Consider the following 24903-nt stretch of genomic DNA (forward strand, 5'->3'; position numbering starts at 1 on the left):
GCTAGCGCCGGATAAGGCCCAGCAGGGCGTCGTTGATGCGGCCCTGCCACCCCGGCCCTTCCGCCTTGAAGTGATCGAGCACGGCCTGGTCCAGCCGAATGGAAACCGGCGTCTTGGTCGGAGCCTTCTGCGCGCCTCGGCCCCGCGCCGCCGTCTTCGGAAACGCCGCCAGCACATGGGCTGGCAGGCTCTCCGCGCCTTTGGCCTGCGCGAAGTCCTGCGCGGTCCACTCGGGATTTTCGGTGTCGATCAGCGGCCTAGGGGACATAACGCTTCATCTCCTTCTGATGCGCGCGCCGCAAACTGATCGGTCGCAGCACGCCCGCGCGGTCGGTGAACACCAGGCAGTGGGCGACACCATCGATCAGTCCGAACGCGCGATAGCGGACCTCGCCATAGTCCTGACGGTCGTCTGCGATGACCGCCAGAATCTCCAAGTCGGCGGCCCGCTCGAACGAGACGCCGTGCTTGGCGATGTTGACCTCGTTCTTGAGCGGGTCGAACTGCATAACTTTATCGTATATACGATTTAACTTACTCCATCAACGCCGCCCCTTCACCGCCAGGCCGGCGCCGGCCAGCAGGGAGTAGAAGGCCCCGAAGGCGGCGTAAGGGGCGATGGAGACGGCGGTGGGCGAGCGGATGGTTCAGCTGAACAAGGACGTTCAGACCTTCCGGGACTCGGTGGCGCGCTTCGTCGGCGGGCAGCCTGGCGCCGAGGCGTTTCGCGCCTGGGACCCATGGAAAATGTCTTCTCTGGACGCCATCGCCGAACTCTGAGCAGATTTCCGCCGAGGGCGCGGAACCATCCTTAGAAAGATGCGTTTTTCGCCTTTGCTGGTCCGGGGGAGGCCGGCATGGAGGGGCGTGTTGGCCAGCTTGGCTGAGACCGAAATTCGCGACAGTCTGGTGCGCGATAGCGTCGATTTCGACGTGTACGCCCGCTTGGCGGCGGCCGAGAAAAGCCTCGCCGAGGAAATCCGCAAATCCGAAACCCTGGCCCGCGTGTCCGAGGCCGTCGCCTCCAGTCAGGACGTCGACGCCTGCGTGCAACTGGTGATCGATGGCGCCCGCGAGATCATCGGCGCAGCGTTCGGGGCCTTCTTCTACAACGTGGTCGACACCGACGGAGAGTCCTACGCCCTCTATCGGCTGTCGGGCGCCTCGCCCGAGGCGTTCGCGGCGTTCCCCAAGGTGCGCAAGACCGAGGTCTTCGCTCCCACCTTCAGCGGCCAGGGCGTTGTCCGCTCGGACGACATCACCCAAGATGCGCGCTACGGCCGTAACGCCCCGCGCCACGGGATGCCCGAGGGCCACCTGCCCGTGCGCAGCTATCTGGCCATCCCAGTCGCCAACCGGCAGGGCGAGGTGCTGGGCGGTCTGTTCTTCGGCCATCCCGAGGCCGGCCGCTTCACCGCCCGCGACGAGAACCTGGTGGTCGGCATGGGCGCCCAGGTCGCCGCCACCATCGACACCATCAAGATCAACGCCGAGGCGCGCGACGAACTGATTCAGCGCCGCCGGGCCGAGGAGCGCCTGAAGTTCGCCCTGGACAGCGGCCGCATGGGCTCGTGGGACCTGGACGTCGCCACCCGCGCCTACGAGGCCTCTGACCTCTGCAAGCTGAACTACGGCCGGGGGATCGACGAAAGCTTCGGCTTCGCCGACCTGATCGCCACGATCCATCCCGACGACCGCCCGGGCATCCTGGCGGCGATCGAGGCGGCGATCCGCGACGGGGCCGACTACGACGTCGAGTACCGGGTCGTGCATCCCAACGGCGACCTGCGCTGGCTGCACGCCCGCGGTCGCGCCGCCACGATCGCCGATGACGGCGGCGCACGACGCCTGGCCGGGGTGTCGCTGGACATCACCGAGCGCAAGCGCGCCGAGGAACGCCAGAAGCTGCTGGTCAACGAGCTGAATCACCGCGTGAAGAACAGCCTGGCCACGGTGCAGTCGATCGCCGCCCAGACCCTGCGCTCCAACGCCTCGCCCGAGTTCTTCCGCGAGGCCTTCGAGTCGCGGCTGATCGCCCTGTCGCAGACCCACGACCTGCTGACCCGCGAGAGCTGGGAGGGCGCTAGCCTGCGCGAGGTGATCGACGCCGAGATGCACGCCATGGCCGGCGAGGATCGCATCAGCTTCGACTACGCCACCGACATCCGCCTCAGTCCCAAGGCCGCCGTGGCCCTGGGGATGGGCGTGCATGAACTAGCCACCAACGCCTCGAAGTACGGCGCCTTGTCGACGCCGGACGGTCGGGTGGACGTGACCTGGACCCTGGACCGCGATCTGCTGCGGCTGCGCTGGACGGAAAAGGACGGACCTGAAGTCCATCCTCCCGCCCGGCGCGGCTTCGGCGCCCGCCTGCTGGAGCGCGGCCTCGCGGCCGAGCTATCCGGCGCGGTCGACCTGACCTATGATGCCGCCGGCGTCGTTTGCCATATGGCGCTGCCTCTGCGCGCGCTGGAGCCTGACACATGAAGACACTCTCCGCCCTCAAGGTCCTGGTCGTCGAAGACGAGGCGCTGGTCTCCATGCTGGTCGAGGACATGCTGACCGATCTGGGCTGCACCATCGTGGGTCCCGCCGCCGAGATCGAGGAAGCCTTGCGCCTGGCCACCTCGGCCGACATCGACGCGGCCCTGCTGGACGTCAATTTGGGTGGCCGCCCGATCTTCCCGGTCGCCGACGCCCTGCGCGCGCGCGGCGTGCCCTACGCCTTCGCCAGCGGCTATGGCGAGGCCGGCATCAGCGAAGACCACAAGGGCGCGGCCGTCCTGCAGAAGCCGTTCCGCGAGGCCGACCTGCGCCGCGTGCTGGAAGGCCTGGTCAGCCAGACCGCCTGATCCTTCTTCAGATCCGGAGACAAAAAAGGGGCGGCTCCTCGCGGGGCCGCCCCTTTTCCGTATCGGTAGTCCGGATCCGTATCGGCCGGGTGCGAACACCCGGCCGAAGAGGACGTCAGATTACCACTTCTTGCTGACCGACATGAAGATCCGGCGACCGATCATGTCGTAGTTGCCGATGGCGGCGGTGCCGACGCGGAACTGACCCGACGACTGAGCCGGCGGACGCTCGTCGAAGGCGTTGTTGATGCCGACCTGGGCCGACATGCCTTCGAAGTCCTTCTTCACCGAGAACGTGTGGTAGGCGGTGAATTCGGTGTGCAGCTTGTACCACGAGCACGAGTTCGAGGCGGCGGTGCAGACATTGCCCACGCCGTTCGCCGTGTCGCTGTACTTCGTGACCGGGAACACGTTGCCCATGTTGGCGGGCTGCGTGATGTCCGAACCCTTGCCGATCATGTTGACGCCCCAGAAGAACGTCCAGTCGTCCTTCTTCCAGGTCGCTTGCATGTTGCCCGAGAAGCCGGGGCCATCGAAGTTGTACGTGGTGTTGCGGTAGTCCAGCGGAGCCGCGCCGCCCAGCAGGGTGGTCACGTTCTTGGTCGCCCAGGTGAACTGCGAGTTCAGCACCAGACGGCCGCCCAGCAGGTCCTGACCGTAGCGGGTGGTCAGGTCGATACCGCGGTTAACCTGGTTGGCCACGTTCACGTAGCTGTTCTGGACCGTCAGCACGTAGTGCTTCGTCGGGTCGCGGGTGAACAGCGAGCAGAACGGGTTGGTCGCGAAGTCGGCCGAGTTGTAGCACTGACGCAGGATGTTCAGCGCGCCGAACTGGCGAACTTGGTCGTCCACCTCGATGGTGAAGTAGTCGACCGCGACGTTCAGGTCCGCAAAGCGCGGCGACCAGACGAAGCCGAAGGTGTTGGCGTCGGCCGTTTCGGCCTTCAGATTGCCAATGCCGCCCGTCGAGAAGATCGAGGCGCTGCTGCCGCCCAGGGCGTTATAGTCCGCCGGGATGCCCTGAGCCGCACAGTTGGTGCGGGTCGTTTGCGACGCCGTGGTCGAGTTGGCCAGGTCGAAGCAGGGGTCGATGGCGCTCTGGGCCGAGTAGCCGATCTGGTTGCCCAGATACAGTTCGTACAGCGACGGGGCGCGGAACGAGGTGCCGTGCGTGTAGCGCAGGGTCACCGACGGGAACACGCGCCAGTTCACGCCGACCTTGTAGGTCGCGTTCGAGCCGTAGCTGTCATAGTCCGAGTAACGACCCGACAGGTTCAGGTCGAGGCTTTCCATGAAGCGGGCGTCGCGCACCAGTGGCACGTCCAGTTCGCCGAAGACTTCCTTGACGCTGTCGGTGCCCTTGGTTTGGCCAGCCGAAGTGTACAGAGCCATGTTGCGGGTCGCGGCTTGCGTGCCCGGCTTGTCGTTGATGCGTTCCTTGCGGACCTGGAAGCCGAACGCGCCGGCGACGGCGCCGGTCGGCAGACGGAACAGGTCGCCCGAGGCCGAACCTTCGATGTAGGCGTGGCTGTACTCGGTGGTGCCCTCTTCGTCGAAGAACAGGAAGTCCTTCTCGGCCTGGGTGAACTGGCCCTGCAGGACGCGGTTCGACATCCACGGAATACCGTTCGGCAGGGCCGAGCAGTTGAAGTTCGAGACGTTGCCGCCCAGCGGGTTGTTGGTGCAGGCCACGTTCGGGCTGTTCAGGGCCACGAAGCGGTCCAGATAGACGCGCTTGCCGAAGTCATAGGTCGCGTCCGACTTGGAGTACTGGCCGAACAGGTCCCAGTTCCAGCCGCCGTTCCAGTCGATCGAGCCGCGCAGGCCCGCGACAGCGCGGTAGTACTTGACGTCCTGGTGACCGTCCGACGCGTAGGCCGAGATGGTCAGGGCGTCCGCGCCCAGGGTGTTGTTCGGGTTGCTGGCCGGCAGGTAGTTCACGGCGCCGTTCAGCGTGTTGCGCTGAGCGAACGACTGGAAGATCTGGCCGACGCCGTATTGGGCCGACTTACGCTCGCTGAACATCAGCTCAGTGTAGGCTTCGATGTTGTCGGTCAGCTGGTAGCCGCCGTTGAAGGCCACGGTCGAGCGGATTTCCGGGCTGACGGTGCTGGCGCGGTCGAACAGCGGCGTCGATTGCGGCGCGTAGCTGTAGGTGCTCGGGAAACCGATGCGGTTGAAGCGGACGAAGCCGGGGTAAGGCGAGTCGTTGCCCTGGGCCGCGGTCGGATAGGTCTGGCCCGGAACCACCGGCATCAGGTTCATCGAACCGGCGACGCGCTGGACGTAGCCGTTGCCCAGGTTGACGCACTTGAACTCGCCGGTCAGCGAGTCCTTGTAGTCCTTGCGGGCGCCGGTCTTCGGGTCGAACAGGTAGTCGGCGGCGCAGGCGGTGTCGTCACGGTCGCCGCGACGCAGGACTTCCTGGCGGAAGTACTCGCCCGAGATGTTGGCGTAGCCGCGGTCGAAGGTCTTACCGTAGGCGCCGGTGATGCGATAGGACGAGCCGCCCTTGTCGATCGGGTTGCTGCCCCAGATCTTCAGCTCGCCACCGTCCAGCTTGGTGCGGGTGATGATGTTGACGACGCCGGCGACGGCGTCCGAGCCGTAAACCGACGAAGCGCCGTCCTTCAGGATCTCGACGCGTTCGACGATCGATTCCGGAACAACGCCCAGGTCGAACGGGCCGACTTGGCCACGCACGCCGGCCGGACCGGCGCGACGGCCGTTCAGCAGCACCAGGGTGCGGTTGGCGCCGAGGCCGCGCAGCGAAATCGTGCTGACGCCCGGACCGCCGGTCACGTTGTAGCCGGTGTACTGGTTGTTGATCTGGCCGTTGCCGGCGGCGAGGGACGAGTTCTGCAGAACGGCCGAGATCGAGGCCTGGCCTTCCAGCTCGGCGCGTTCCGAGGTCAGGACCTGGATCGGCGCGGAAGCGGTGAATTCGCTGCGGCGGATGCGCGAACCCGTGACGGTGATCGCCTCGACTTCCTGGGCCTCAGCGGCCGGCGCGGCAGGCGCGGTCTGGGCGTGGGCCGGAGCGGCGACGGCGATCAGCGACAGAACGCCGGTGATGACCGTCGTTCCCAGCAGAATGTTCTTGTTCAAGCTCAACAGAGGTCCCCCAAGGACGACACTAAAACGGATGATTTGGGACCGAACGAGGCATAAATACCCACGTTCATCCACACCTCACCGTAGCAGGATCGTCATAAATCCGAACCCCAAACGGCCATATCGCGCCGCATTTTAGAAATAACGTGGCTATTTGAACACAATTGAGCCCGCTATTGGAAAGTTCTTCCTGAAAAAGCCACGATCAGCCCGGACCGCGTCGAATTGTTGAGCGAGGGGGGCAATTTCATAAATCAGCGATATCTGAGACAAAATATTGCCGAAACACTTTGTCGCTCTGCGCACACAGAAAAACACGCTCCAGCGGATGGAGCGCGTGGCACGCGGCGATGGCGTAAAGATCAGTCCAGGTCGCGCGGACCGAATGAATGGGGCAGCAGCCCCCAGAACGGCAGACGCTCGGTGATTGCGCCGTCCTGCACGGAGACGATCTCGCAGGCCTCGCCGGCGAACTCGGCGATCCGCTGGCGGCAGGCGCCGCAGGGCTGGACCACCGCGCCCGAACCGGCCGCGATCAGCACCTTGTCGATGCGCCGCGCGCCGCCGGCCGTGATCATCGCCCCGATCGCCGTCTGCTCGGCGCAGGTGCCGACCGGATAGGCCGCGTTCTCGACATTGACGCCGTAATGGACGCGCCCCTCGTCATCGATCACCGCCGCCGCCACCGTGAACGCCGAATAGCGGGCATAGGCGCGCGCCAGCAGCGCGGGCAGGCCCTGGGCGGCTTGCTGTTCGATGGGATCGGGAGTGACGTCGACGCTCATGCTGTTCCCTGCCTCCGGGCGGGATCGCGCCGGGGAGAGAGGCAATCAGTCGCAGCGCCCCGAGGCAAGCGAAAAACGCCGCCCCGGATCCCCTCGACCTAGCCCTCGCCGGGGGCCGTGGCGACGATCGACAGGGCGTGAACGGGACCGGCCAGCTCATCCTCCAGCACCTTCATCACCAGGCGCTGGCGCATCACCCGGGCCTTGCCCGCAAAGGCCTCGGCCTCGATCCGCAGGTTCAGGTGGCTCTCGCCCGCGCCGGTGTGGCCGGCATGGCCGTGATGGCGGTCGCTATCGTCGACGATCTCCAGCCGGGTGGGCGCAAACGCGTCTTCCAACTTGCGGCGAATGGTGTCGATGACGGCGCCCATGATGCGTCTCTTGCATGTCAATCCTTGAACGGAAATAGCGCGGGACTACTCTAGACGCCATGAGCCGCGAGTTCGAATACCGTCCCAAATTCACCGACATCCGCGTGCGTCCGCCCAAGAAGGGCGAGGACGACGTGGTCAACGACGTCCTGGGCCTCAAGCCGGGCGAAAAACGTTGCGATCATCCCGACTGTCGCTTGGCCGGTTCGACCAAGGCGCCGAAGTCGCGCGACCTGCCCAACCAGCACTACTGGTTCTGCCAGCCGCACGCGGCCGAATATAACAAGAACTGGAACTTCTACGCCGGCATGAGCGAGTCGCAGATCCGCGCCGCTCAGGAGAAGGAGCGCCAGACCGGCGGCCGTCCGACGTGGAGCTTCAAGGCCGACGCCAATTCCCGCGAAGCCGCCGCTGCGGCCGCGCGCGACGCCCGCGCCTTCGCCGATCCGTTCGGCGTGTTCCGCGCCCAGCAGCGCAAGGCCGAATCAGCGCGCACCGCCGCCGAGCGCGGCCTGGGCAAGCTGGAGCGTCAGGCCCTGGCCGACCTGGACCTGGAAGCCGGCGCCGACAGCGCCGCGATCAAGGCCAAGTACAAGGAGCTGTTGAAGCGCTGCCACCCCGACGCCAACGGCGGCGACCGCAGCGCCGAGCACAAGCTGCAGCGGGTCATCAAGGCCTATAAGACGCTGCAAAAGTCGGGAATGGTGAAGAGCTGAGGGGGCTTCCTCTCAGCGCCTTGCGAAACGACCGGTCTCTAGGCCATCCTCCCGCCCCACACGGGCAGGGACAGCGAATCCATGACAGTCAGCGATCCGGAATGGCGCGCGCCCAGCGAGCCGCCGACGCCCGTGACGCCCGTGCCGTTCGGCAAGCCGTGGAGCATCTGGTTCTGGGGCGGGCTGCTGTCGACCGGCGGCTTCGCCCTGGCCGTGGCGCCGCGCCAGGTGCTGGACCTGCTGAACACCTCGGTCGAGACCCCGTCCCTGCCCTGGGTTCGATTCGCGGGCCTGGTCCTGCTGGCCTATGCCATGGGCTATCACGTCGCCGGCTGGACCGGGCAGCGCACCTATATGCGGGCCTCGGTGGTGCTGCGGGTGTTCTCGCTGGTGGTGATCGGCGCGTTCGTCCTGGCCGACTGGCTGCCCAAGGCCTGGCTGGCGTTCGGCCTGTTGGACTTCGTCGGCGCGGTCTGGACGACGCTCGAACTCCAGTGGCGGCCTAAGCCGAAGGCGTAGGCTCCAGCGACCGGCGCGTGAAGCGCCGCTGCACGAACACCGCCGCCAGCCAGCACAGCATCGCCCACGCCGCGCCGACGCACCATCCGGCCAGCACGTCGCTGGCCCAGTGGACGCCCAGATAGACGCGGCTGAGGCCCACCAGCAGGCTGATCAGCACCGCCGCGACCATGGCCAGCACCTTGACCCGCCGGCGATCGGCGAACCGCGCGGCCAGCACGCCCAGCGTCAGGAACACCACGGCCGACAGCATGGCATGGCCCGATGGGAAGCTGGCGTTCACCGCCTCGACCGCGCGATAGGCCAGGTCCGGGCGCTCGCGCTCGAACACCCTCTTCAGAGCCTGGCTGATGATCAGCCCGCCGCCGGCCCCAGCCACCAGCAGCACGCCCTCGTTCCAGCGCCGCAGGGACGCCAGCAGGGCGAAGGCGAACAGGATCAGCAGCGCCAGCACCGCCACCGAGCCCAGGGCGGTGATGTCGGTGGCGGCGATGTGCAGCCAGTCTGGTCCGATCAGGATGTCGGGCTGACCATCGACTCGCAGCGCCTCCAGCACCGCCAGGTCCAGCGCCCGCGTCTCGCCCTCCCGAACTTCTTCGGCGATCGACAGGAAACCCATGCCGCCCAGGGCGATGATCAGCAGGGCGCAGGTCGCGCCCAGCTCGCGCCGCGCGGCCGTCAGCACGGCGCGAAAGTCGATACGGATCAAAGGCATAGCTCCCGAAATGCAGACGTCAGACTACAATATTTCCCTTTTGAAACATGAACTTAAGCTGACCAGAGCCGTTCATGCTGGGACTAGGTCACGTCCCCTATTCTGACATCCTCATCGAAGGAGACCCCACATGAAACGCCTTCTGACCGCTTCGCTCGCCGTTCTGATGCTCGCCGGCGGCGCCGGCGCCGCCTCGGCCCAGGACTGGCGCCGTGATCACAACAACAACGGCCGCTACGACCAGCGCGACCGCGCCTATGAACAAGGCCGCCGCGACCAGGCTCGCGCCGAAGACCGCCGCGACCGTCGCGAGTACCGCCGCTGGGCCAAGGGCCAACGCCTGGACCGCCAGTATCGCGACAACCGCTACTACGTCAGCGACTATCGTCGCTACGGCCTGCGTCAGCCGCCGCGCGGCTATCGCTGGCAGCGGGTCGACAACCAGTACCTGCTGACGGCTGTCGCCACGGGCCTGATCGCCTCGGTGATCATCGCCAACCGCTAAAAAATTAGGCCTGGAGGGGGCGTCGCAACGCGGCGCCCCCTTCCCCTCCCTAGCGTCAAGAGGCTAATTCGGAGGTATGCCCGAGTTCGCCGAAACCAGCTCCGCCCAAGATCCCCTGATCACCCTGGTCCCCGACAAGTGGGTGACGCTGCGCGACGCGTTCGGCGTCGACAGCGACATGAAGGTCCCAGCCTTCAGCCATCGCGATCCGCACGTGCCGGAAATCGACAGCGCCTATCGCTTCGATCCCCAGACGACCAAGGCCATCTGCGCCGGCTTCGCCAAGGACCGCCGCGTGATGGTCCAGGGCTATCACGGCACCGGCAAGTCCACCCACATCGAGCAGATCGCCGCGCGCCTGAACTGGCCGCTGGTCCGCGTGAACCTGGACAGCCACGTCTCCCGTATCGACCTGGTCGGCAAGGACGCCATCGTCCTGAAGGAAGGCAAGCAGGTCACCGAATTCCGCGAAGGCATCCTGCCCTGGGCCCTGCAGCGCCCGATCGCCCTGGTGTTCGACGAATATGACGCGGGCCGTCCGGACGTGATGTTCGTGATCCAGCGCGTGCTGGAAGCCGGCGGCAAGCTGACCCTGCTGGACCAGAACCGCGTCATCCGCGCCAATCCATATTTCCGGCTGTTCTCCACGACCAACACCATCGGTCTGGGCGACACCACCGGCCTCTATCACGGCACCCAGCAGATCAACCAAGGCCAGATGGACCGCTGGTCGATCGTTACGACGCTGAACTATCTGGAGCACGACGTGGAAGCCGCCATCGTGCTGGCCAAGAACCCGTCCTACGACACCGCAGACGGCAAGCGCACCCTGGCCGCCATGGTCCGTGTCGCCGACATGACCCGCAACGCCTTCATGAACGGCGACATCTCGACGGTCATGAGCCCGCGGACGGTCATCACCTGGGCCCAGAACGCCGAGATCTTCGACCACGACGTCGCCCTGGCCTTCCGCCTGACCTTCCTGAACAAGTGCGACGAACTCGAGCGCCCCACGGTCGCCGAGTTCTTCCAGCGCGCCTTCGGCACGGACCTCCCGGAAAGCGCCGCGCGGGTGAAGGTGGCTTAGACTAGAGCGTCACGCCGCCTCGCGCGGCGTGATTTTCTCCAGCTCGGCGCCCATCTTCCGACGCTGCTCCATCAGGTCGTAGCTGTTCTGCAGACGCAGGAAGAAGCCTTCCGACATTCCCCAATAGCGGCACAGACGCAGATCAGTGTCGGCGGTGACCGCGCGCTTGCCGAGCACGATCTCGTTGATCCGCCGCGGCGGTACGCCAATGGCGCGGGCCAAGGCGTTCTGACTCATGCCGATCGGCTTGAGAAACTCTTCAAACAGGATGTCGCCCGCCGTGGGATTGGGTATCCAGTTGGCCGGGTCCATCTCAATGGTATTCGCAGATTTCGACATTTTCAGCGTGTCCATTGATCCAGCGGAAACAGATCCGCCACTGTTGATTGATCCGTATCGAGTATTGCCCTCCGCGGTCCCCTCGCAACGCTTCAAGCCTGTTGCCAGGCGGGAAACGTAGGTCTTCTACCTGCTCCGCGGCATCTAGTGAGCGCAGCTTGCGGATGATCGAAGCCTGGATGTCACCAGGCAAGCGACGCGAATACCCACCTCTCCAAATGGCCTCCGCTTCGCGGTCGGCGAAACTTCGGATCATCAGACGTAACCATAACGCATAACGTTATACGGATCAACCATCGCACCACCCTCAACTACCGCAAGGGTTGAATATAACATTTGTTCTTGTTTTGATCCAGATCGCCCTTTTGGCCGTTTCGACAAGACCGCGTCATCGGAACCGGCTTGAATAGCGGCTCGTTCGTCTTGGCGAACCTTACGGAGACCTCCCATGACCGACATCACCTACGACATCGTCGAGCACGACGGCGGCTGGGCCTATAAGGTCGGGGCGACGTTCTCCGAGACCTTCCCGAGCCATGACGCGGCGCTAAAGGCGGCCAAGACCGCCGCGGCCGAGCAGGAGCTGCCCGGCGAGGATGTCGGCATCGTGTATGAGGACAAGAACGCGGTCTGGCACGGCGAGGTGGCGTCCGGCGACGATCGGCCGAAAACCCATATCCGGGACGCTGAATAGGCTTGCGACCGGCCAAGTCCTGAAATCGGCCTCTAACTTGCGGCACGTGACCCAAGACAAGCCATTTTGAGACAAGGTCGCCGCCATGTTCGCCAAGAAGAAAGAAGCCCCCGCGCAGCTGGCCCTGGCTCCGCTGGAGCAACAGCCGCCGCGCGCGGCCGCTCCGGTCCAGCACCAGCCTGCGCCGGCGCCTGCGCGTCCGAAGCCGGCCTCGCTGTTTGCCCAGGGCCTGACGATCCGCGGCGACGTGGTGGGCGACGTCGAGGTGCATCTGGACTGCGTGGTGTTGGGCGACGTGAAGGTCGGCAAGCTGGTGATCGGCCCCAACGCCCGCGTCGAGGGTTCGGTCGTCTCGCAGGCCATGGAGATCCACGGCCTGGTGATCGGCTCGGTGACCGCCCAGAGCGTGCGCCTGTACGGCACCGCCCGCGTCGACGGCGACATCACCCACGAGCAACTGGCCATGGAAACCGGCGCGCAGTTCCAGGGCCGCAGCCTGAAGTTCCGCCGTCCGGCTCCGGCGCCGACGCCCGCGCCGCAGCCCCAGGCTCAGCAAGCCGCGCCGCAGCCGGTCCATCAGCCGGCCCCGGCGCCGCAGGCCCCGCCGTCGGCTTCGCAGTCGCCGTACAACCACACCGCCCACTGACGCTTTTACCGGCGTCCACTTTTGGCTGTCGCGCTCACATGTGGCGCGGCGGCCACGGCGAGGCTTTAGCGAACCTCGATACGGAACACTGACGCTAAGCCAGGCTTTGTTATGGTGAGGGTCGACGTCTCGCGGCCCGCATCAAGGAGCCCCACTCCATGGTTGGTAAGCCGTTGAAGATCGTGCCGCCCGTCTCGGGCCCGGCGGAAATCTACGACCTGGGACGCGGTCCCGAGTCTACGGGTCAGCGTATCAAGCGCCTGCAGGAAGAAGCCCGCATCCTGGCGCGCGAAGAGGTCGAGCGACTTGACGCCGACCTGCGCCGCCTGGCGGACCAGGCCAAGCTGATCGCCGACGGCGGCGACGCCTATCCTGTCGGCGTGCGTGAACTGGCCGGCCGCATCTCGGTGGACACCGCCCAGCGCGCCGACATGCTGCGCGCCCTGATCGAACGACTAGCCTAGCCTTCACGTCTCAAAACGGCTCAGCCCGCCGCATTGGCCATCTTGCGCAGGCGGCGGGCGAGGTCTTCGGGCCGATCGGCGATCTGGTCGAACAACGCCTGGACCTCAGCCTCGCCGAAGCCGGCCGCGCGCAGGGTGCGCCAAGCGCCGGCCAGCACCGCCTCGGCAATCTCCAGGCGCCCATCTTCCGGATAGGCTTCGGACAGCTTGAGGCCCACGCCGAACGGGGCCTGCGAAGCGGGATACTGGGCGGCGAGCGACATGCGGACCATCCTGTGGTCGACGCCAATGTTCCTTTTTTGTTCGCGTCGCGCAAGAGACTCGAGTCCCCAATTCGGGACATGAAGAAGCCCCGGGGCCGCAAGGCTCCGGGGCTCTTCGTGCGAGGCTGATCGCTTAACGGCAGACGGTACGCTCATAGTACGAACCGTTCCAGCGATCGTACTCGCGGGTGGTCCAGCATTCGCCGCCACGGCCGTAATAGGGGCGCGGGGCGTAGCCGTAGCCATAACCGTAGCGCGGCGGAGGCGGCGGCGGGGCGTAATAGCCCTGGTCGTAATAGCCACGGTCGCGGCGTCCGTTGTCGGAGATGGCCGCGCCGATCGCCAGGCCAACCACGCCGGCGGCGATGGCGGCCGCGGCGGTGTCGCCGCCCCGGTTGCGGTGATGACGCCAGCGCGGGTCGGCCGAGGCCGAGGTGGCGGCCAGGACCAGCGACACGGCGGCGACGCCGGCGCCGACCCGGCCGATGGTGGTGATGAGCTTGTTGGCCATGACGGCCTCCCTCAAATCCTCTGCTTCCCGGCGCGTAGCGCGTCGTCTCAAGCGTTGAACCTACGATCGGACTCCGTGGCTGAACGGCGCCTGAACGAACCTGACCAACGGCTGGCGGAACCGGTTTGTTCATCTTTTTGGGGAAAACTCCGCCTCACTTGAGACCGCGCGCTCCCGGAGAGAACGCCATGAGCCATTCCCTGTCGTACGCCCAAGGCCAGGCCCTTCAGGTCCTGTCGTTCGAGGTCGGCGCCCAGACCTACTGCGTTCCCGTCAGCGCCGTCCGCGAAATCCGTGGCGTCACGCCGCCGACCCCGCTGCCCGACGCGCCGCCCTATGTGCGCGGCGTCATCAACCTGCGTGGCCAGGTCATGCCGGTCATCGACCTGTCGTGGCGCCTGGGCAAGGGCGCGGCCGAGGACGGCCCGCGTCAGGTGATCATCGTGGTCGAGAACCAGACCGACGTCGCCGGCCTGCTGGTCGACGCCGTCTGCGACAGCTTCACCGTCGAGGCCGAACAGATCAACCCGCCGCCGGCCCTGGGCGATGGCCAGGACAGCCCGCTGGTCTCGGCCGTCATCACCGCCGGCGAAGGCTCGATGACCGTCCTGCTGGCCGTCAGCCGCATTCTGCCCGAGCGCCCGATCGCCCTAGCGGCGTAAGCCTTCGGCGACTTGCCACCACGCGTTGAGTTCAACACTGTATCGCTTCGGATTCGGGGGCGAACATGGACCGTGCAGCGCGTGAAGGCGAGATGGGCGAGCGCCCGGAGCTCTGGCGGCTCTGGAACGCGCTGCACAAGCTTTTCCCCAGCCTGGGGCTGATCTCGGACAGTTTCGTCACGCCTGGCGCCTGGGGCTATGTCGGCGTCGATTTTGTCTCCGGCTTCCGGCGCAATCCCTCGACGCGCAAAGCGTTCGCCCTGCTGGAGGGCGTGGACGACGCCCTGTTCGACGGCCTCACCGCCCTGGCCGCGCTGAATGCCCGCCGGCAAGAGCAACTGCTGCGTGCTGTCGTCATCCTGTATCTGACGATGCCGCTGTCGATCGCCGCGCTTCTGGCCGATATCGCCGGCGACAGCATCATGGCCTTCCTCAAGGCCAACCAGCCGTCGGCGGTCGCCATCGGCATCCTGGCGACCTCGGCCCCGCTTGGCTACATGATGAGCACCTGGCGCTCACGCCAGTTGATTGGGGTTCTGGACCTGATCCGGATCGAGCGCGACCAGCGCCCCTTCACCGCGTTGGAGCTTCGCGACGAATAGGCCGCGCCCCAAACATTTGTTCGAATAGCCTCTTCCGCTTCGCCCTCGCCGAACGCTAGTCTTCCGCCAAACTAAAGGGAGACGAGCATGAAGGCCGCTGTTCTGCGCGAGGTGGGCAAGCCCCTCGAGATCGAGACCGTGGCCATCGGCAAGCCCGGCCCGCGCGAGGTGCTGATCCGCACCAAGGCCGCCGGCGTCTGCCACTCCGACCTGCATTTCATCGAGGGCTCCTATACCCACGCCCTGCCCGCCGTACTGGGCCATGAGAGCGCCGGCATCGTCGAGGCGGTCGGATCCGAGGTCCGCACCGTCAAGGTCGGCGACCACGTCATCACCTGCCTCAACCCCTATTGCGGCCACTGCGAGGTCTGCCTGACCGGGCACATGAACCTGTGCATCAGCCCCGAAACCCGCCGGGGCAAGGGGGAGGAGCCACGCCTGTTCAAGGAAGACCTGTCAGGCTCGGGCGACACCAGGATGGCCCAGTTCCTGAACCTGTCGTCGTTCGCCGAGATGATGCTGGTGCACGAGCACGCCTGCGTCGCCATCCGCAAGGACATGCCGTTCGACCGCGCCGCCCTGATCGGCTGCTCGGTGATGACTGGGGTCGGCTCGGTGATGCACACCTCCAACGTCCGTCCGGGCGAGACCGTGGCGGTCATCGGTTGCGGCGGCGTGGGCCTGGCCACCATCAACGGCGCGGCCATCGCCGGCGCGGGCCGGATCATCGCCATCGACCGCGTCGCCGCCAAGCTGGAGCTGGCCCGCACCTTCGGCGCCACGGACGTGATCGACGCCTCGGCCGTCGACGATGTTGCCAAGGCGGTGCTGGACCTGACCGGCGGCGGCGTGCAGCACAGCTTCGAAGCCATAGGCCTGAAGGCGACGGCGGAAGCCTCGTTCAAGATGCTGCGCCGGGGCGGCACGGCGAACGTCATCGGCATGATCCCGGTCGGCACCAAGATCGAGCTGCACGGCGTCGACTTCCTGGGCGAGCGCCGGATCCAGGGCAGCTACATGGGCTCCAATCGCTTCCCGGTCGACATGCCGCGCCTGGTGGACTTCTACATGAACGGCAAGCTGAACCTGGACGACCTGATCTCACGCCGCATCAAGCTGGAGGAGATCAACTCGGCGTTCGACGAGCTGAAGCGTGGCGAGCTAGCGCGGTCGGTGATCGTGTTTGATTGAGGCTTCCAACAGCCCCTCTTCCCTCCCTTTTTGCCTTCCTAGGCCTTGTGCCTAGGACCCAGGGCTTGGCTGGGCTCGGCTTGGACGGAGCGCTCCGCGAGCGTGGCGCACGCCGTCATCGCTCAGTGCGAGCGGACAGATGGGTCCTAGGCACAAGGCCTAGGAAGACAAGAATGGGATCGGACGCCCAACTGGTCTAGTCCAGCTGTCACATCACTGACGAACCCCGGGTGTAACTGCGGCGCAGTTTCTACCGGAGCGTCCTTCCATGTCCCAGATCGACCGCCGCGGCCTGCTGGCCGCCATCGGCGCCCTGACGCTGCCGCCGGCCCTGGCCCGCGCCGCCGCCATCGACGCGGACGTGCGCACCGGCACGATCAAGGACGTCGAGCACGTGGTCATCCTGATGCAGGAGAACCGCGGCTTCGATCACTATTTCGGGACACTGTCGGGCGTGCGCGGTTTCGGCGACCGCTTCCCGATCCCGGTCCGGAACAAGCCCGGCCGCGAGAACGGCTCGGTGTTCCTGCAGGCCTATGGCGACCAGCTCTTGGCGCCCTTCCCGCTGGAGACCACCAAGACCTTCGCCCACATGCGGGTCGAGAGCACGCCGCACAGCTGGACCAACGCCCAGGACGCCTGGGACAATGGCCGCATGGACCGCTGGCCGGACTCCAAGGAGCCCTGGTCGATGGGCTATTTCGAACGCGCCGACATGCCGTTCCAATACGCCCTGGCCGAGACCTTCACGCTCTGCGACGCCTATCACTGCTCGACCCAGACCGGCACCAACACCAACCGCCTGTTCCTGTGGACCGGCACCAACGATCCGTCGGGCAAGCGGGGCGGACCGTCGATCTCGAACTCGCACGACAACTTCGCTGAGAAGGGCGGCTCGCCGGATTCCTACACGTGGACCACCTATCCCGAGCGGCTGCTGAAGGCCGGCGTCTCCTGGCGGATCTACCAGGACATGGCCGACAACTTCACCGACAACCCCCTGGTCGGGTTCGCGGCCTATCGCGCCGCCTACAAGGACGCCCCGGGCTCGGACAAGCGCCTGAAGGACCTGGCCCTGACCACCCATCACCTGGACAAGCTGCGCGAGGACGTGGTGTCCGGCCGCCTGCCGCAGGTGTCGTGGATCATCGCCCCGGCCGGCGATAGCGAGCATCCCGCCCCGTCCAGTCCGGCCCAGGGCGCCCACTACACCGCCAAGGTCATCGACGCCCTGACCGCCGATCCCAAGGTCTGGGCGCGCACCGTGTTCCTGGTGATGTTCGACGAGAACGACGGCTTCTTCGACCACATGCCGCCGCCGTCGGCCCCGTCGAAGGATGCGGACGGCAAGCTGCTGGGCGCCTCGACCGTGGACCTGACCGGCGAGCACCACCACGTGCGCGCCGCCAGCGAGGCCAAGGCCGAGCGCGACGACTTGATGGGCCGCCCCTACGGCCTGGGTCCGCGCGTGCCGCTGTACGCCATCTCGCCCTGGAGCCGTGGCGGCTGGGTCGACAGCCAGGTGTTCGACCACACCTCGGTGATCCGCTTCCTGGAGGCGCGCTTCGGCGTCATGGAGCCCAACATCTCGCCCTGGCGGCGGGCGGTGTGCGGCGACCTGACCAGCTGCTTCGACTTCAAGACTCCCAACCACCAGCCGTTCGCGCCGCTGCCGTCGGTGGCCCAGGAGGCCGCCCGCGCCGCCAAGCTGCCGGAGTTCAAGCCGCCGACGCCGACCAAGGTGGTTGCTCCGGTGCAGGATAAGGGCGTGCGCCCCTCGCGCGCCCTGCCCTACGCCCTGGCCGTCGAGGGCAAGGTTCGCGACGGGGCCATGACCCTGTCGTTCGCCAATACCGGCGCCCAGGCCGCGGTGTTGCACGTCTATGACCGCCTGCGGCTGGACGCGATCCCGCGCCGCTACACCGTGGGTCCGGGCAAGACCCTGGACGACGCCTGGCCGGCGGGCGCCTACGACCTGTGGGTGCTGGGGCCGAACGGCTTCCACCGCGAATTTGCGGGCGAGGCCACCAGCGTCGAGGCCAGCGCCCGCGTGCGCGGCGCCACCCTGCTGGTGACCCTGAAGAACAGCGGGACCGAGCCGCGCACCGTCGTTGTGACGCCCCAGACCGGCGAGCCCTGGCGCGTCACCCTGGCCCCGCGCGAGGTCGGCTCGCGGGCCCTGCCGACAGAGCAGGGCTGGTACGACCTGACCGTCCGCCAGGATGGCGACCCCGACTGGCTGCGCCGCCTGGCCGGCCGCATCGAAACCGGCGCGCACTCGATCAGCGACCCGCTGATGGGCGGGGCTGCGCGGCTGACCGTTTAAACTGTCATCCCGGCCAAGCGCGCAGCGCGCCGAGCCGGGACCACAGAGCGCGCCGAGCTCGCCGCGGTCCCGGCTCTCCGCTTCGCTGCGGCCGGGATGACAGCTAGGGTCACGGCGAAGTCTTCAGGGATTCGCCGTCATGCTCCGCCCCTCCGCGCTCGCCATCGTCCTGGCCCTGGCCGCCGCCCCGGCCCTCGCCGCGCCCAAGGCCGATCCGCAGAAGACCGTGAGCAAGCTGGTCGCCTCACCGGCGTTCAAGAAGGCCGTGGCCAAGCTGGACGCCGACTACGACCGCACGGTCGGCGACATCGTCACCCTGACGCAGATCCCCGCCCCGCCGTTCAAGGAAGAGGCCCGCGCCAAGGCCTATCTCGAGATGCTGAAGGCTCACGGCCTGTCGAACGTCGAGATGGACGCCGAGGGCAATGTCATGGGCGTGCGGGCTGGGACGGCCACGAAAGGCAAGGGCCCGTTCGTGGTCATCGCCGCCCATCTGGACACCGTCTTCCCCGAAGGCACGGACGTGACGGTCAAGCGCGAGGGGACCAGGCTGATGGCCCCCGGCGTCGGCGACGACACCCGCTCGCTGGCCACTTTGCTGGCCTATCTGCGCGCCCTGGACGCGGCGGGCATCAAGACCAAGAGCGACATCCTGTTCGTCGGCAATGTCGGCGAGGAGGGCCCCGGCGACCTGCGCGGCGTGCGCCACCTGTTCAACACCGGTCCGTACAAGGGCCGGATCAGCGCCTTCTTCTCGATGGACGGTTCGGACCCGTCGCGGATCGTCGACAAGGGCGTGGGCTCCAAGCGCTATCGCGTCACCTTCAAGGGCCCGGGCGGCCACAGCTACGGCGCGTTCGGCATCGTCAGCCCGATGGCGGCCATGGCCCAGGCGGTGACCGACCTCTACGCCGTCCAGCCGCCCAAGGATCCCAAGACCACCTATTCGGCCAGCGTCACGGGCGGCGGCACCTCGGTCAATTCGATCCCCAACAGCGCCTTCATGGAGTTCGACATGCGCTCGGAAAGCGCCGCCGAACTGGCCAAGCTGGACGCGACCCTGATCGGCATCCTGGACAAGGCGGTCGCGACCGAGAACGCCGCCCGCTCCACCGCGCCCGGCAAGATCAGCTACGAGGCCAAGGTGATCGGCGAGCGGCCGGCCGGCCACACCGATCCCAAGTCAGACATCGTGGTGCTGACCGCCGCGGCGGTCTCGGCCCTGGGCTTTGAGCCCCAGCACGGCGACAGCTCGACCGACTCCAACCTGCCGATGAGCCTAGGCATTCCGGCCGTCACCATCGGCGCCGGCGGCAAGGCGGGCCGCGCCCACGCCCTGGACGAGTGGATCGACGTCGAGAAGACCGAAGGCCTGAAGGGCATGCAGGTCGGCCTGGCCGCCCTGCTGGCCGTGGCGGGGGTGGACTAGGCCGCGGCCTTCGCCGCCCCCTTCCGCGTCACCAGCCAGATGCCGGCGCAGACCAGCGCCAGGGCGGCGGCGTTTTTCCACGCCAGCACCGGCTCGTGCAGGAACAGCGCCGACAACAGCACCCCAAACACCGGGATCAGGAAGTTGAACACCGCCAGCATCCCGACGGGATTGTGCTTCAGCAGCAGGCTCCACAGCGCGAAGGCCGCCGCCGACAGGCCGGCCATATAGGCCAGCAGGCCCAGCGAGCGGGCGTCGAAGCCATGCAGCGCCCCGCCGCCGACATAGCCGATGGCCAAGAGGCCCAGGCCACCGATGCCCAGCTGCCAGCCGGTCATCACCATCGGGTCCATCTTCTGCGAGATGGTCTTGCCCCAGATCGAGGCGGCGGCCAGCACGAAGGCGGCGATGACCACGAAGCCCTCGCCCAGCAGGGTGAAGTCGAAGTCGAGGCCCTTACCTCCGAGATTGACCACCACCACGCCGGCGAAGCCCAGCAGGCAACCCAGCACCTTGCGGCGGTTCAGGCGGTCGTTGGCGTAGAGGAAGTGGGCCAGGATCACGCCGAAGAACGCGCCGGTGGCGTTCATGATCGACGACTTCACGCCAGTGGCGTGGGCCAGGCCGACATAGAAGAACACGTACTGAAGGGTCGTCTGGAAGACGCCCAGCCCCACGACCCTGGCGATCTGGTCGCGCGGCGGGACCAGCGGCTTGCGGCTCAGCCCGGCCAGAACCAGCAGGATCACGCCCGCCGCCAGGAACCGCCAGCCGGCGAACAGCATCTGGGCGGCGGTGTCGCTCTTGCCCACGTGCAGCAGGGCATAGCCGCCCTTGATCGCCGGAAACGCGCTGCCCCACAGGAAGCAGCACAGCACGGCCATGCCGATGACGAAGCGGCGGTCGGTATAGAGGGTCGTGCGAGGAGAGGACAAACGCGGGCTCGCTTCAGGGGCGTAAGCGCTGCTTCTAGGCTGTGCGCCGGAAGGCTTCAATGACTGCGCTGCCAATCACGCCAGCCAGACCCGCCAATATTCGTCAGACAATTTATGCTAACGGCGTTCTTGATCCCACATTCTGTCAGAGTTGAGAGATCCTGAAATACGCGTCGCAAGTCTTTTGAAGAATCTTCCCAAGGTTGTTCACGAACGCTAAGCCTCACTGATATCGATGTTTTGTCTTGTCCCCGCTGCGCCAGGACTTTTCGTCGTCCACAAGGATTTCGGTCACGATGACCACCCGCGAGACTCTGCCCGTCGACGTCAGCGCCTTTTTCGACGTCTCGCTGGATCTGCTGGTCATTCGCGACGTCGACGGCCGGGTGCTGAAGGCCAGCCGCTCGTGGGAAGCCAAGATGGGCCACCGTCCCGAGGACATGGAGGGCCAGTCCCTGCTGCGCCTGGTCCATCCCGACGACATGCCCGGCACCCAGATGAGCGCCATCGAGGTCGAGAACCGCCGCGACGGCGATCCGGTCCGCGGCTACACCAACCGCTATCGCCACGCCGACGGCCACTACCTGACCCTGGAATGGCGCGCCCAGCGCTATGGCGACCGCATCTTCGGCGTGGCGCGCGACGTCACCGAGCGGGTGGCGGCCGAGCGGGCGCTGCTGGAGGCCAAGGCCTCGGCCGAGGCGGCCAACCGCGCCAAGACCGACTTCCTGGCCAATATCAGTCACGAGATCCGCACGCCGCTGAACGGGGTGATCGGCATTGTTGACGCCCTGGCCCGAACGTCGTTGAGCCCCGACCAGGCCGAGATGGTCGACCTGATCCGCAACTCGGGCGCGACGCTGGAGCGACTGGTGTCGGACTTCCTGGACGTGGCCAAGATCGAGGCCGGCCAGCTGCGGCTGGAACAGCGGCCGTTCGACCTGGACGAGGCCCTGCGCCCCTGCGTCGAGATCATGCGCCACCGGGCCGAGGAAAAGGGCCTGACCCTGCAGGTCGAATGCGCCGGCGACCTGACCCACGGCCATCTGGGCGCCCGCTATCTGGGCGACGGCACGCGGATCGGCCAGGTGGTCGGCAACCTGCTGTCCAACGCCGTGAAGTTCACCGAGACCGGCGGCGTCACCCTGCGCATCGCCGACGAGGCCGCCGGCCTGACCCTGGAGATCGTCGACACCGGCATCGGCTTCGACGCGGACCATGCGGCCAAGCTGTTCGGCCGCTTCCATCAGGCCGACGCCTCGATCAGCCGCCGGTTCGGCGGCACGGGCCTGGGCCTGTCGATCTGCCACTCACTGGTCGAGATGATGGGCGGCCAGATCTGGGCGACCTCGAGCCCCGGGGCCGGCAGTCGCTTCGTCGTGATCCTGCCGCTGCCCCGCGCCCCGGCCGAGCATCCCGAAATCCGCGACGTCAACGCCCCGCCCCTGCCGCGCACCGACGCCCCGCTGCGGGTGCTGCTGGTCGAGGACCACCCGACCAACCAGCGGGTGGCCCAGCTGATCCTGGCCGCCCAGGGCGCGGCGGTCGTCACGGTCGGCGACGGGCTGGACGCCTTGGACGCCTTCCGCGTGGCCACCTTCGACGTGGTGCTGATGGACATGCAGATGCCGCGCATGGACGGCCTGGCCGCAACGCGGGCGATGCGGGCTTGGGAAACCGAGATCGGCGCGTCCCGCACCCCGATCATCATGCTCAGCGCTAACGCCCTGACGACCCACCGCGAACAGACCCTGGCCGCCGGCGCCGACCTGCACGTGGCCAAGCCGATCACCGCGGCGAACCTGCTGGCAGGCATCCAGGCGGCGGTGGGGTAGCGGGGGACGGCGCGACCGTTATCGACCCGTTGCGGACATTTCACCAAGCCCCTCTCTCATAGAGAGAGGGATTTCGAAAGGCCGCTAGCCACCCCAAGGCGACTTTCCGAAGTTCCGCCTGTAGGCTGACAATCATGATCCAGGCCTGTGAACAGTGCGGTGGGAGAATCGCGGACCACCGTATCGAGCCGATATTTGATCGATGCGGGATCGCTGCGCTTTGGCCGTGGGCTACGCCAAACTTTTCGGGGCGGCCATAGCTCTGTCTGGCCTAGTCCCCTTGGGCGCGTGGCACTTCCGCTAGGGCCCGATGAAGTTGCTCGCCGTTCTAGCGAGGCTCGCTTGCACGCTAAATTGCCCCGGCCGACTCTGGGGTGACGGAGAGCTGCTCAGGCGCCGCCGCGCCCTCAAAAGAACACCGTTTCACCAAAGCTTGCGCTCGCGCTGGTGTTGGCCGGGGGATGGGATGAGGAACGCATCGCTTGGGGTGCTGGTGGCGGTCGCCTGCCTGGCTGCGTCCCCGGCCCTGGCCGAGAGCTTCGCGGGTCGCCAGGCGTACAAGCTGGATGCGGCGCGGGTGAAGGTGCTGACCGATTTCGTGGAGGCCTCACGCCAGGCGCTGGGCGTGCCGGGGATCTCGGTCGGGATCGTGCAGGACGGCAAGACCGTGTTCGCCGGCGGGTTCGGGGTGCGCGCGGTGGGCCGGCCGGACAAGGTCGACGCCGACACCCTCTATCTGGTGGCGTCCAACACCAAGCCGCTGACCACCCTGATGCTGGCCAAGCTGGTCGACGAGGGCAAGCTGACGTGGGAGACGCCGGTCGCGGACCTGGAGCCCCGGTTCAGGCTGGCGGACGCGGCGACCACGCCGAAGATCCAGGTCAAGCACCTGCTGTGCGCCTGCACCGGCCTGCCCTATCGCAACCTGGACTGGGAAGTGGCCCCGCCCAACGCGCCCGAAACCCTGGCCTTCGACATCCTGGCGCGGATGCGACCCGCGGGGACGTTCGGCGCGACCTATTCCTATTCGAACCCGATCGCGGCGGCCGGCGGCTTCGTGGGCGGCCGGGTCGCCTATCCCGACCTGGCGCTGGGCGCGGCCTATGACAAGGCGATGGACACCCGGGTGTTCGGGCCGCTGGGCATGAGCCGCACGACCTTCGACTACGACACGGCCATGCAGGGCAACTTCGCCCGCGCCTATGGCGTGAACCCGCTGGGTGAGAGGGTCGAGGTCGATCCGGCCCGCAATCGCCAGATGCACGCGGTGCGCCCCACGGGCGGGGCCTGGACCAACGTCAACGACCTCCTGGCCTATGTCCGCATGGAGCTGGCCGGCGGGCGACTGGGCGATGGGACGCGCTACATCTCCGAGGCGGCGCTGAAGGCGCGGTCGGACGCCCAGGTCAGCACCGGGGCGCAGTCCTGGTACGGCATGGGGCTGGACACCAATGTCTCGAGCGGCACGACCGTGCGCTATCACGGCGGGCGGCTGTACGGCTTCCGGGGCGACACGGTCTGGCTGCCCGAGCACGACGTGGGGGTGGTGATCCTGGCCAACGCCAGCACCGCCAATGTCCTGATGGAGGCCCTGCCCCGCAAGCTGATGGAGGTGCTGTTCGACGGCGAGCCCAAGGCCGACGGCATGGTCGCCGCCGCGGCGGCCGCAGAGAACCAGCGGCGCGAGGCCGCGCGCCAGGCCGTGCGCTATCCGGCCGACGGATCGGGCCTGGCCCCGCGCTATCGCAACGACGTGCTGGGCGAGCTGAAGGTGGCGTCAGCGGACGGCCAGACAGTGTTCGAATTCTCCGCCTGGAAGACGCCGGTGGCCTCGCGGACCATGCCCGATGGCGCGGCGGCGTTCGTGGTCATGGCGGCCAGCCCGACCTTCCCATTCGTGGCCGGCAAGACCGGCGAGCGGCGCACCTTGACGATCCGCGAAGGTCAGAACGCCTTCACCTTCGTCGAGGTCGACTAGGGCTTGGTCGGCTCGGCGCGCGTGGCGTCCCAGACGAAGACGAAGTTGCGGTGCTCGGCCCAGGTCTGGCCGGTCAGCCGCCCGGCTTCGAGGCAGGCGGCGGTGTGATAGGGCCCCTTGCCGTCGGTGGTGCGGAAGCTGACGCAGGTGCGGCCCTTGGAGGTCTTCCACCGGCCGGCCAGGATGTCGCTGTCGTAGAAGCTGCCCGTCACCGTGCCGTCGTCGGCCAGCGTCAGGCTCATGCGCTTCAGGTAGGGCGTTGCGCTCTTGCTGGAGGTCAGGTCGACGGTCCAGTCGCCCGCCAGGGTTTCGGGAGTCGTCGCGGCCAGAACGGCCGCCGCCAGCATCGCCAACATGTCCCGCC

Annotated in this window: 29 protein-coding genes; 17 read left to right on the forward strand and 12 right to left on the reverse strand. The window is 67.1% G+C overall.

Annotated elements, in window-relative coordinates; all coding sequences use genetic code 11:
• Position 1 precedes the first annotated feature (1 nt).
• Positions 2-268 (reverse strand): BrnA antitoxin family protein, encoded by a 267-nt coding sequence (locus ABDW31_RS01370; RefSeq protein ID WP_184716750.1) that lies wholly within the window; start codon positions 266-268, stop codon positions 2-4.
• Positions 258-509: a BrnT family toxin gene (locus tag ABDW31_RS01375; RefSeq protein ID WP_184716748.1), complete on the reverse strand. Its 252-nt coding sequence runs from the start codon at positions 507-509 to the stop codon at positions 258-260. The genes ABDW31_RS01370 and ABDW31_RS01375 overlap by 11 nt, the downstream gene beginning before the upstream one ends.
• A 121-nt stretch (positions 510-630) precedes the next feature.
• On the opposite strand from ABDW31_RS01375, the gene ABDW31_RS01380 reads away from it, so the two are divergent.
• From ABDW31_RS01380 to ABDW31_RS01390, 3 genes are all read left to right on the forward strand, one after another.
• On the forward strand, positions 631-780 hold the full coding sequence (locus ABDW31_RS01380; protein ID WP_184716746.1) for a hypothetical protein: 150 nt from the start codon (positions 631-633) through the stop codon (positions 778-780).
• A gap of 90 nt (positions 781-870) precedes the next feature.
• Positions 871-2487: an HWE histidine kinase domain-containing protein gene (locus ABDW31_RS01385; RefSeq protein WP_343698239.1), complete on the forward strand. Its 1617-nt coding sequence runs from the start codon at positions 871-873 to the stop codon at positions 2485-2487.
• The gene (locus ABDW31_RS01390) at positions 2484-2852 is read left to right on the forward strand and encodes a response regulator (RefSeq protein ID WP_184716742.1); all 369 of its coding nucleotides are present in this window, start codon (positions 2484-2486) and stop codon (positions 2850-2852) included. The genes ABDW31_RS01385 and ABDW31_RS01390 overlap by 4 nt, the downstream gene beginning before the upstream one ends.
• A 120-nt stretch (positions 2853-2972) precedes the next feature.
• Here ABDW31_RS01390 and ABDW31_RS01395 read toward each other — a convergent pair whose 3' ends face one another.
• From ABDW31_RS01395 to ABDW31_RS01405, 3 genes are all read right to left on the reverse strand, one after another.
• Complete coding sequence (locus tag ABDW31_RS01395) at positions 2973-5966, reverse strand: TonB-dependent receptor (RefSeq protein ID WP_343698240.1); 2994 nt, start codon at positions 5964-5966, stop codon at positions 2973-2975.
• A 362-nt stretch (positions 5967-6328) separates the two neighbouring features.
• Positions 6329-6751: a cytidine deaminase gene (cdd, locus tag ABDW31_RS01400; RefSeq protein WP_184716738.1), complete on the reverse strand. Its 423-nt coding sequence runs from the start codon at positions 6749-6751 to the stop codon at positions 6329-6331.
• Positions 6752-6849: 98 nt separating this feature from the next.
• Positions 6850-7125 (reverse strand): BolA family protein, encoded by a 276-nt coding sequence (locus ABDW31_RS01405; protein WP_184723652.1) that lies wholly within the window; start codon positions 7123-7125, stop codon positions 6850-6852.
• A 56-nt stretch (positions 7126-7181) separates the two neighbouring features.
• On the opposite strand from ABDW31_RS01405, the gene ABDW31_RS01410 reads away from it, so the two are divergent.
• Together ABDW31_RS01410 and ABDW31_RS01415 are read left to right on the forward strand one after the other, a co-directional pair.
• Positions 7182-7838, forward strand: coding sequence for a J domain-containing protein (locus ABDW31_RS01410; RefSeq protein ID WP_184716736.1), 657 nt, complete (start codon positions 7182-7184; stop codon positions 7836-7838).
• 81 nt (positions 7839-7919) lie between these two features.
• Positions 7920-8357, forward strand: coding sequence for a hypothetical protein (locus tag ABDW31_RS01415; protein WP_184716734.1), 438 nt, complete (start codon positions 7920-7922; stop codon positions 8355-8357).
• Here ABDW31_RS01415 and ABDW31_RS01420 read toward each other — a convergent pair.
• Positions 8341-9066: a phosphatase PAP2 family protein gene (locus tag ABDW31_RS01420; RefSeq protein ID WP_184716732.1), complete on the reverse strand. Its 726-nt coding sequence runs from the start codon at positions 9064-9066 to the stop codon at positions 8341-8343. The two genes, ABDW31_RS01415 and ABDW31_RS01420, sit on opposite strands and share 17 nt — an antisense overlap.
• Positions 9067-9202: 136 nt before the next feature.
• On the opposite strand from ABDW31_RS01420, the gene ABDW31_RS01425 reads away from it, so the two are divergent.
• Together ABDW31_RS01425 and cobS are read left to right on the forward strand one after the other, a co-directional pair.
• Entirely contained in the window at positions 9203-9577 is a 375-nt protein-coding gene (locus ABDW31_RS01425; RefSeq protein ID WP_184716730.1) for an RcnB family protein, read from the forward strand.
• A gap of 76 nt (positions 9578-9653) precedes the next feature.
• Entirely contained in the window at positions 9654-10664 is a 1011-nt protein-coding gene (cobS, locus tag ABDW31_RS01430; protein ID WP_184716728.1) for a cobaltochelatase subunit CobS, read from the forward strand.
• Positions 10665-10673: 9 nt separating this feature from the next.
• On the opposite strand, the gene ABDW31_RS01435 is transcribed toward cobS, so the two are convergent.
• Together ABDW31_RS01435 and ABDW31_RS01440 are read right to left on the reverse strand one after the other, a co-directional pair.
• The gene (locus tag ABDW31_RS01435) at positions 10674-11018 is read right to left on the reverse strand and encodes a HigA family addiction module antitoxin (protein ID WP_343698241.1); all 345 of its coding nucleotides are present in this window, start codon (positions 11016-11018) and stop codon (positions 10674-10676) included.
• Positions 10978-11259, reverse strand: a complete 282-nt coding sequence (locus ABDW31_RS01440; RefSeq protein WP_184716726.1) for a type II toxin-antitoxin system RelE/ParE family toxin — start codon at positions 11257-11259, stop codon at positions 10978-10980. The genes ABDW31_RS01435 and ABDW31_RS01440 overlap by 41 nt, the downstream gene beginning before the upstream one ends.
• 192 nt (positions 11260-11451) lie before the next feature.
• Here ABDW31_RS01440 and ABDW31_RS01445 point away from each other — a divergent pair, with 192 nt between their 5' ends.
• The 3 genes from ABDW31_RS01445 (at position 11452) to ABDW31_RS01455 (ending at position 12807) form a co-directional block, all read left to right on the forward strand.
• Positions 11452-11697, forward strand: coding sequence for a DUF2188 domain-containing protein (locus ABDW31_RS01445; RefSeq protein ID WP_184716724.1), 246 nt, complete (start codon positions 11452-11454; stop codon positions 11695-11697).
• Positions 11698-11782: 85 nt separating this feature from the next.
• Positions 11783-12343, forward strand: coding sequence for a polymer-forming cytoskeletal protein (locus ABDW31_RS01450; protein ID WP_184716722.1), 561 nt, complete (start codon positions 11783-11785; stop codon positions 12341-12343).
• 158 nt (positions 12344-12501) lie between these two features.
• Entirely contained in the window at positions 12502-12807 is a 306-nt protein-coding gene (locus tag ABDW31_RS01455; RefSeq protein ID WP_184716720.1) for a hypothetical protein, read from the forward strand.
• A gap of 20 nt (positions 12808-12827) precedes the next feature.
• Here ABDW31_RS01455 and ABDW31_RS01460 read toward each other — a convergent pair whose 3' ends face one another.
• Positions 12828-13079 carry a hypothetical protein gene (locus ABDW31_RS01460; protein ID WP_184716718.1) on the reverse strand — a complete coding sequence of 84 codons (252 nt, stop codon included), beginning with the start codon at positions 13077-13079 and terminating at the stop codon, positions 12828-12830.
• A 124-nt stretch (positions 13080-13203) separates the two neighbouring features.
• Positions 13204-13581: a hypothetical protein gene (locus ABDW31_RS01465; RefSeq protein WP_184716716.1), complete on the reverse strand. Its 378-nt coding sequence runs from the start codon at positions 13579-13581 to the stop codon at positions 13204-13206.
• A gap of 188 nt (positions 13582-13769) precedes the next feature.
• Here ABDW31_RS01465 and ABDW31_RS01470 point away from each other — a divergent pair, with 188 nt between their 5' ends.
• The 5 genes from ABDW31_RS01470 (at position 13770) to ABDW31_RS01490 (ending at position 19791) form a co-directional block, all read left to right on the forward strand.
• Positions 13770-14243, forward strand: coding sequence for a chemotaxis protein CheW (locus tag ABDW31_RS01470; RefSeq protein WP_184716714.1), 474 nt, complete (start codon positions 13770-13772; stop codon positions 14241-14243).
• A 92-nt stretch (positions 14244-14335) separates the two neighbouring features.
• Complete coding sequence (locus ABDW31_RS01475) at positions 14336-14845, forward strand: hypothetical protein (RefSeq protein WP_184716712.1); 510 nt, start codon at positions 14336-14338, stop codon at positions 14843-14845.
• Between the two features lie 87 nt (positions 14846-14932).
• On the forward strand, positions 14933-16036 hold the full coding sequence (locus ABDW31_RS01480; protein ID WP_184716710.1) for a Zn-dependent alcohol dehydrogenase: 1104 nt from the start codon (positions 14933-14935) through the stop codon (positions 16034-16036).
• Positions 16037-16304: 268 nt separating this feature from the next.
• The gene (locus ABDW31_RS01485; protein WP_184716708.1) at positions 16305-18362 is read left to right on the forward strand and encodes a phospholipase C, phosphocholine-specific; all 2058 of its coding nucleotides are present in this window, start codon (positions 16305-16307) and stop codon (positions 18360-18362) included.
• Between the two features lie 139 nt (positions 18363-18501).
• Positions 18502-19791 (forward strand): M20/M25/M40 family metallo-hydrolase, encoded by a 1290-nt coding sequence (locus ABDW31_RS01490; protein ID WP_184716706.1) that lies wholly within the window; start codon positions 18502-18504, stop codon positions 19789-19791.
• Here the strand turns inward: ABDW31_RS01490 and ABDW31_RS01495 are convergent.
• The gene (locus tag ABDW31_RS01495) at positions 19788-20675 is read right to left on the reverse strand and encodes a DMT family transporter (RefSeq protein WP_184723645.1); all 888 of its coding nucleotides are present in this window, start codon (positions 20673-20675) and stop codon (positions 19788-19790) included. The genes ABDW31_RS01490 and ABDW31_RS01495 overlap by 4 nt on opposite strands.
• A gap of 347 nt (positions 20676-21022) precedes the next feature.
• Here ABDW31_RS01495 and ABDW31_RS01500 point away from each other — a divergent pair, with 347 nt between their 5' ends.
• Entirely contained in the window at positions 21023-22561 is a 1539-nt protein-coding gene (locus ABDW31_RS01500; protein ID WP_184716705.1) for an ATP-binding protein, read from the forward strand.
• A 466-nt stretch (positions 22562-23027) separates the two neighbouring features.
• Positions 23028-24539, forward strand: coding sequence for a serine hydrolase domain-containing protein (locus tag ABDW31_RS01505; protein ID WP_184716704.1), 1512 nt, complete (start codon positions 23028-23030; stop codon positions 24537-24539).
• On the opposite strand, the gene ABDW31_RS01510 is transcribed toward ABDW31_RS01505, so the two are convergent.
• Complete coding sequence (locus tag ABDW31_RS01510) at positions 24536-24895, reverse strand: glycoside hydrolase family 43 C-terminal domain-containing protein (protein WP_184716702.1); 360 nt, start codon at positions 24893-24895, stop codon at positions 24536-24538. The two genes, ABDW31_RS01505 and ABDW31_RS01510, sit on opposite strands and share 4 nt — an antisense overlap.
• Between the last annotated feature and the right edge of the window lie 8 nt (positions 24896-24903).

The organism is Caulobacter sp., assembly GCF_039596335.1.
In the GTDB taxonomy this organism is placed as follows: domain Bacteria; phylum Pseudomonadota; class Alphaproteobacteria; order Caulobacterales; family Caulobacteraceae; genus Caulobacter.

Bases quoted from the DNA above. Each gene is read 5' to 3' on its own strand.
- ABDW31_RS01370 (WP_184716750.1), bottom strand. From the start codon at position 268: ATGTCCCCTAGGCCGCTGATCGACACCGAAAATCCCGAGTGGACCGCG.
- ABDW31_RS01375 (WP_184716748.1), bottom strand. From the start codon at position 509: ATGCAGTTCGACCCGCTCAAGAACGAGGTCAACATCGCCAAGCACGGC.
- ABDW31_RS01390 (WP_184716742.1), top strand. From the start codon at position 2,484: ATGAAGACACTCTCCGCCCTCAAGGTCCTGGTCGTCGAAGACGAGGCG.
- cdd (WP_184716738.1), bottom strand. From the start codon at position 6,751: ATGAGCGTCGACGTCACTCCCGATCCCATCGAACAGCAAGCCGCCCAG.
- ABDW31_RS01410 (WP_184716736.1), top strand. From the start codon at position 7,182: ATGAGCCGCGAGTTCGAATACCGTCCCAAATTCACCGACATCCGCGTG.
- ABDW31_RS01415 (WP_184716734.1), top strand. From the start codon at position 7,920: ATGACAGTCAGCGATCCGGAATGGCGCGCGCCCAGCGAGCCGCCGACG.
- ABDW31_RS01425 (WP_184716730.1), top strand. From the start codon at position 9,203: ATGAAACGCCTTCTGACCGCTTCGCTCGCCGTTCTGATGCTCGCCGGC.
- cobS (WP_184716728.1), top strand. From the start codon at position 9,654: ATGCCCGAGTTCGCCGAAACCAGCTCCGCCCAAGATCCCCTGATCACC.
- ABDW31_RS01435 (WP_343698241.1), bottom strand. From the start codon at position 11,018: ATGGACACGCTGAAAATGTCGAAATCTGCGAATACCATTGAGATGGAC.
- ABDW31_RS01440 (WP_184716726.1), bottom strand. From the start codon at position 11,259: ATGATCCGAAGTTTCGCCGACCGCGAAGCGGAGGCCATTTGGAGAGGT.
- ABDW31_RS01445 (WP_184716724.1), top strand. From the start codon at position 11,452: ATGACCGACATCACCTACGACATCGTCGAGCACGACGGCGGCTGGGCC.
- ABDW31_RS01450 (WP_184716722.1), top strand. From the start codon at position 11,783: ATGTTCGCCAAGAAGAAAGAAGCCCCCGCGCAGCTGGCCCTGGCTCCG.
- ABDW31_RS01455 (WP_184716720.1), top strand. From the start codon at position 12,502: ATGGTTGGTAAGCCGTTGAAGATCGTGCCGCCCGTCTCGGGCCCGGCG.
- ABDW31_RS01460 (WP_184716718.1), bottom strand. From the start codon at position 13,079: ATGGTCCGCATGTCGCTCGCCGCCCAGTATCCCGCTTCGCAGGCCCCG.
- ABDW31_RS01465 (WP_184716716.1), bottom strand. From the start codon at position 13,581: ATGGCCAACAAGCTCATCACCACCATCGGCCGGGTCGGCGCCGGCGTC.
- ABDW31_RS01470 (WP_184716714.1), top strand. From the start codon at position 13,770: ATGAGCCATTCCCTGTCGTACGCCCAAGGCCAGGCCCTTCAGGTCCTG.
- ABDW31_RS01475 (WP_184716712.1), top strand. From the start codon at position 14,336: ATGGGCGAGCGCCCGGAGCTCTGGCGGCTCTGGAACGCGCTGCACAAG.
- ABDW31_RS01480 (WP_184716710.1), top strand. From the start codon at position 14,933: ATGAAGGCCGCTGTTCTGCGCGAGGTGGGCAAGCCCCTCGAGATCGAG.
- ABDW31_RS01485 (WP_184716708.1), top strand. From the start codon at position 16,305: ATGTCCCAGATCGACCGCCGCGGCCTGCTGGCCGCCATCGGCGCCCTG.
- ABDW31_RS01490 (WP_184716706.1), top strand. From the start codon at position 18,502: ATGCTCCGCCCCTCCGCGCTCGCCATCGTCCTGGCCCTGGCCGCCGCC.
- ABDW31_RS01495 (WP_184723645.1), bottom strand. From the start codon at position 20,675: ATGGCCGTGCTGTGCTGCTTCCTGTGGGGCAGCGCGTTTCCGGCGATC.
- ABDW31_RS01500 (WP_184716705.1), top strand. From the start codon at position 21,023: ATGACCACCCGCGAGACTCTGCCCGTCGACGTCAGCGCCTTTTTCGAC.
- ABDW31_RS01505 (WP_184716704.1), top strand. From the start codon at position 23,028: ATGAGGAACGCATCGCTTGGGGTGCTGGTGGCGGTCGCCTGCCTGGCT.
- ABDW31_RS01510 (WP_184716702.1), bottom strand. From the start codon at position 24,895: ATGTTGGCGATGCTGGCGGCGGCCGTTCTGGCCGCGACGACTCCCGAA.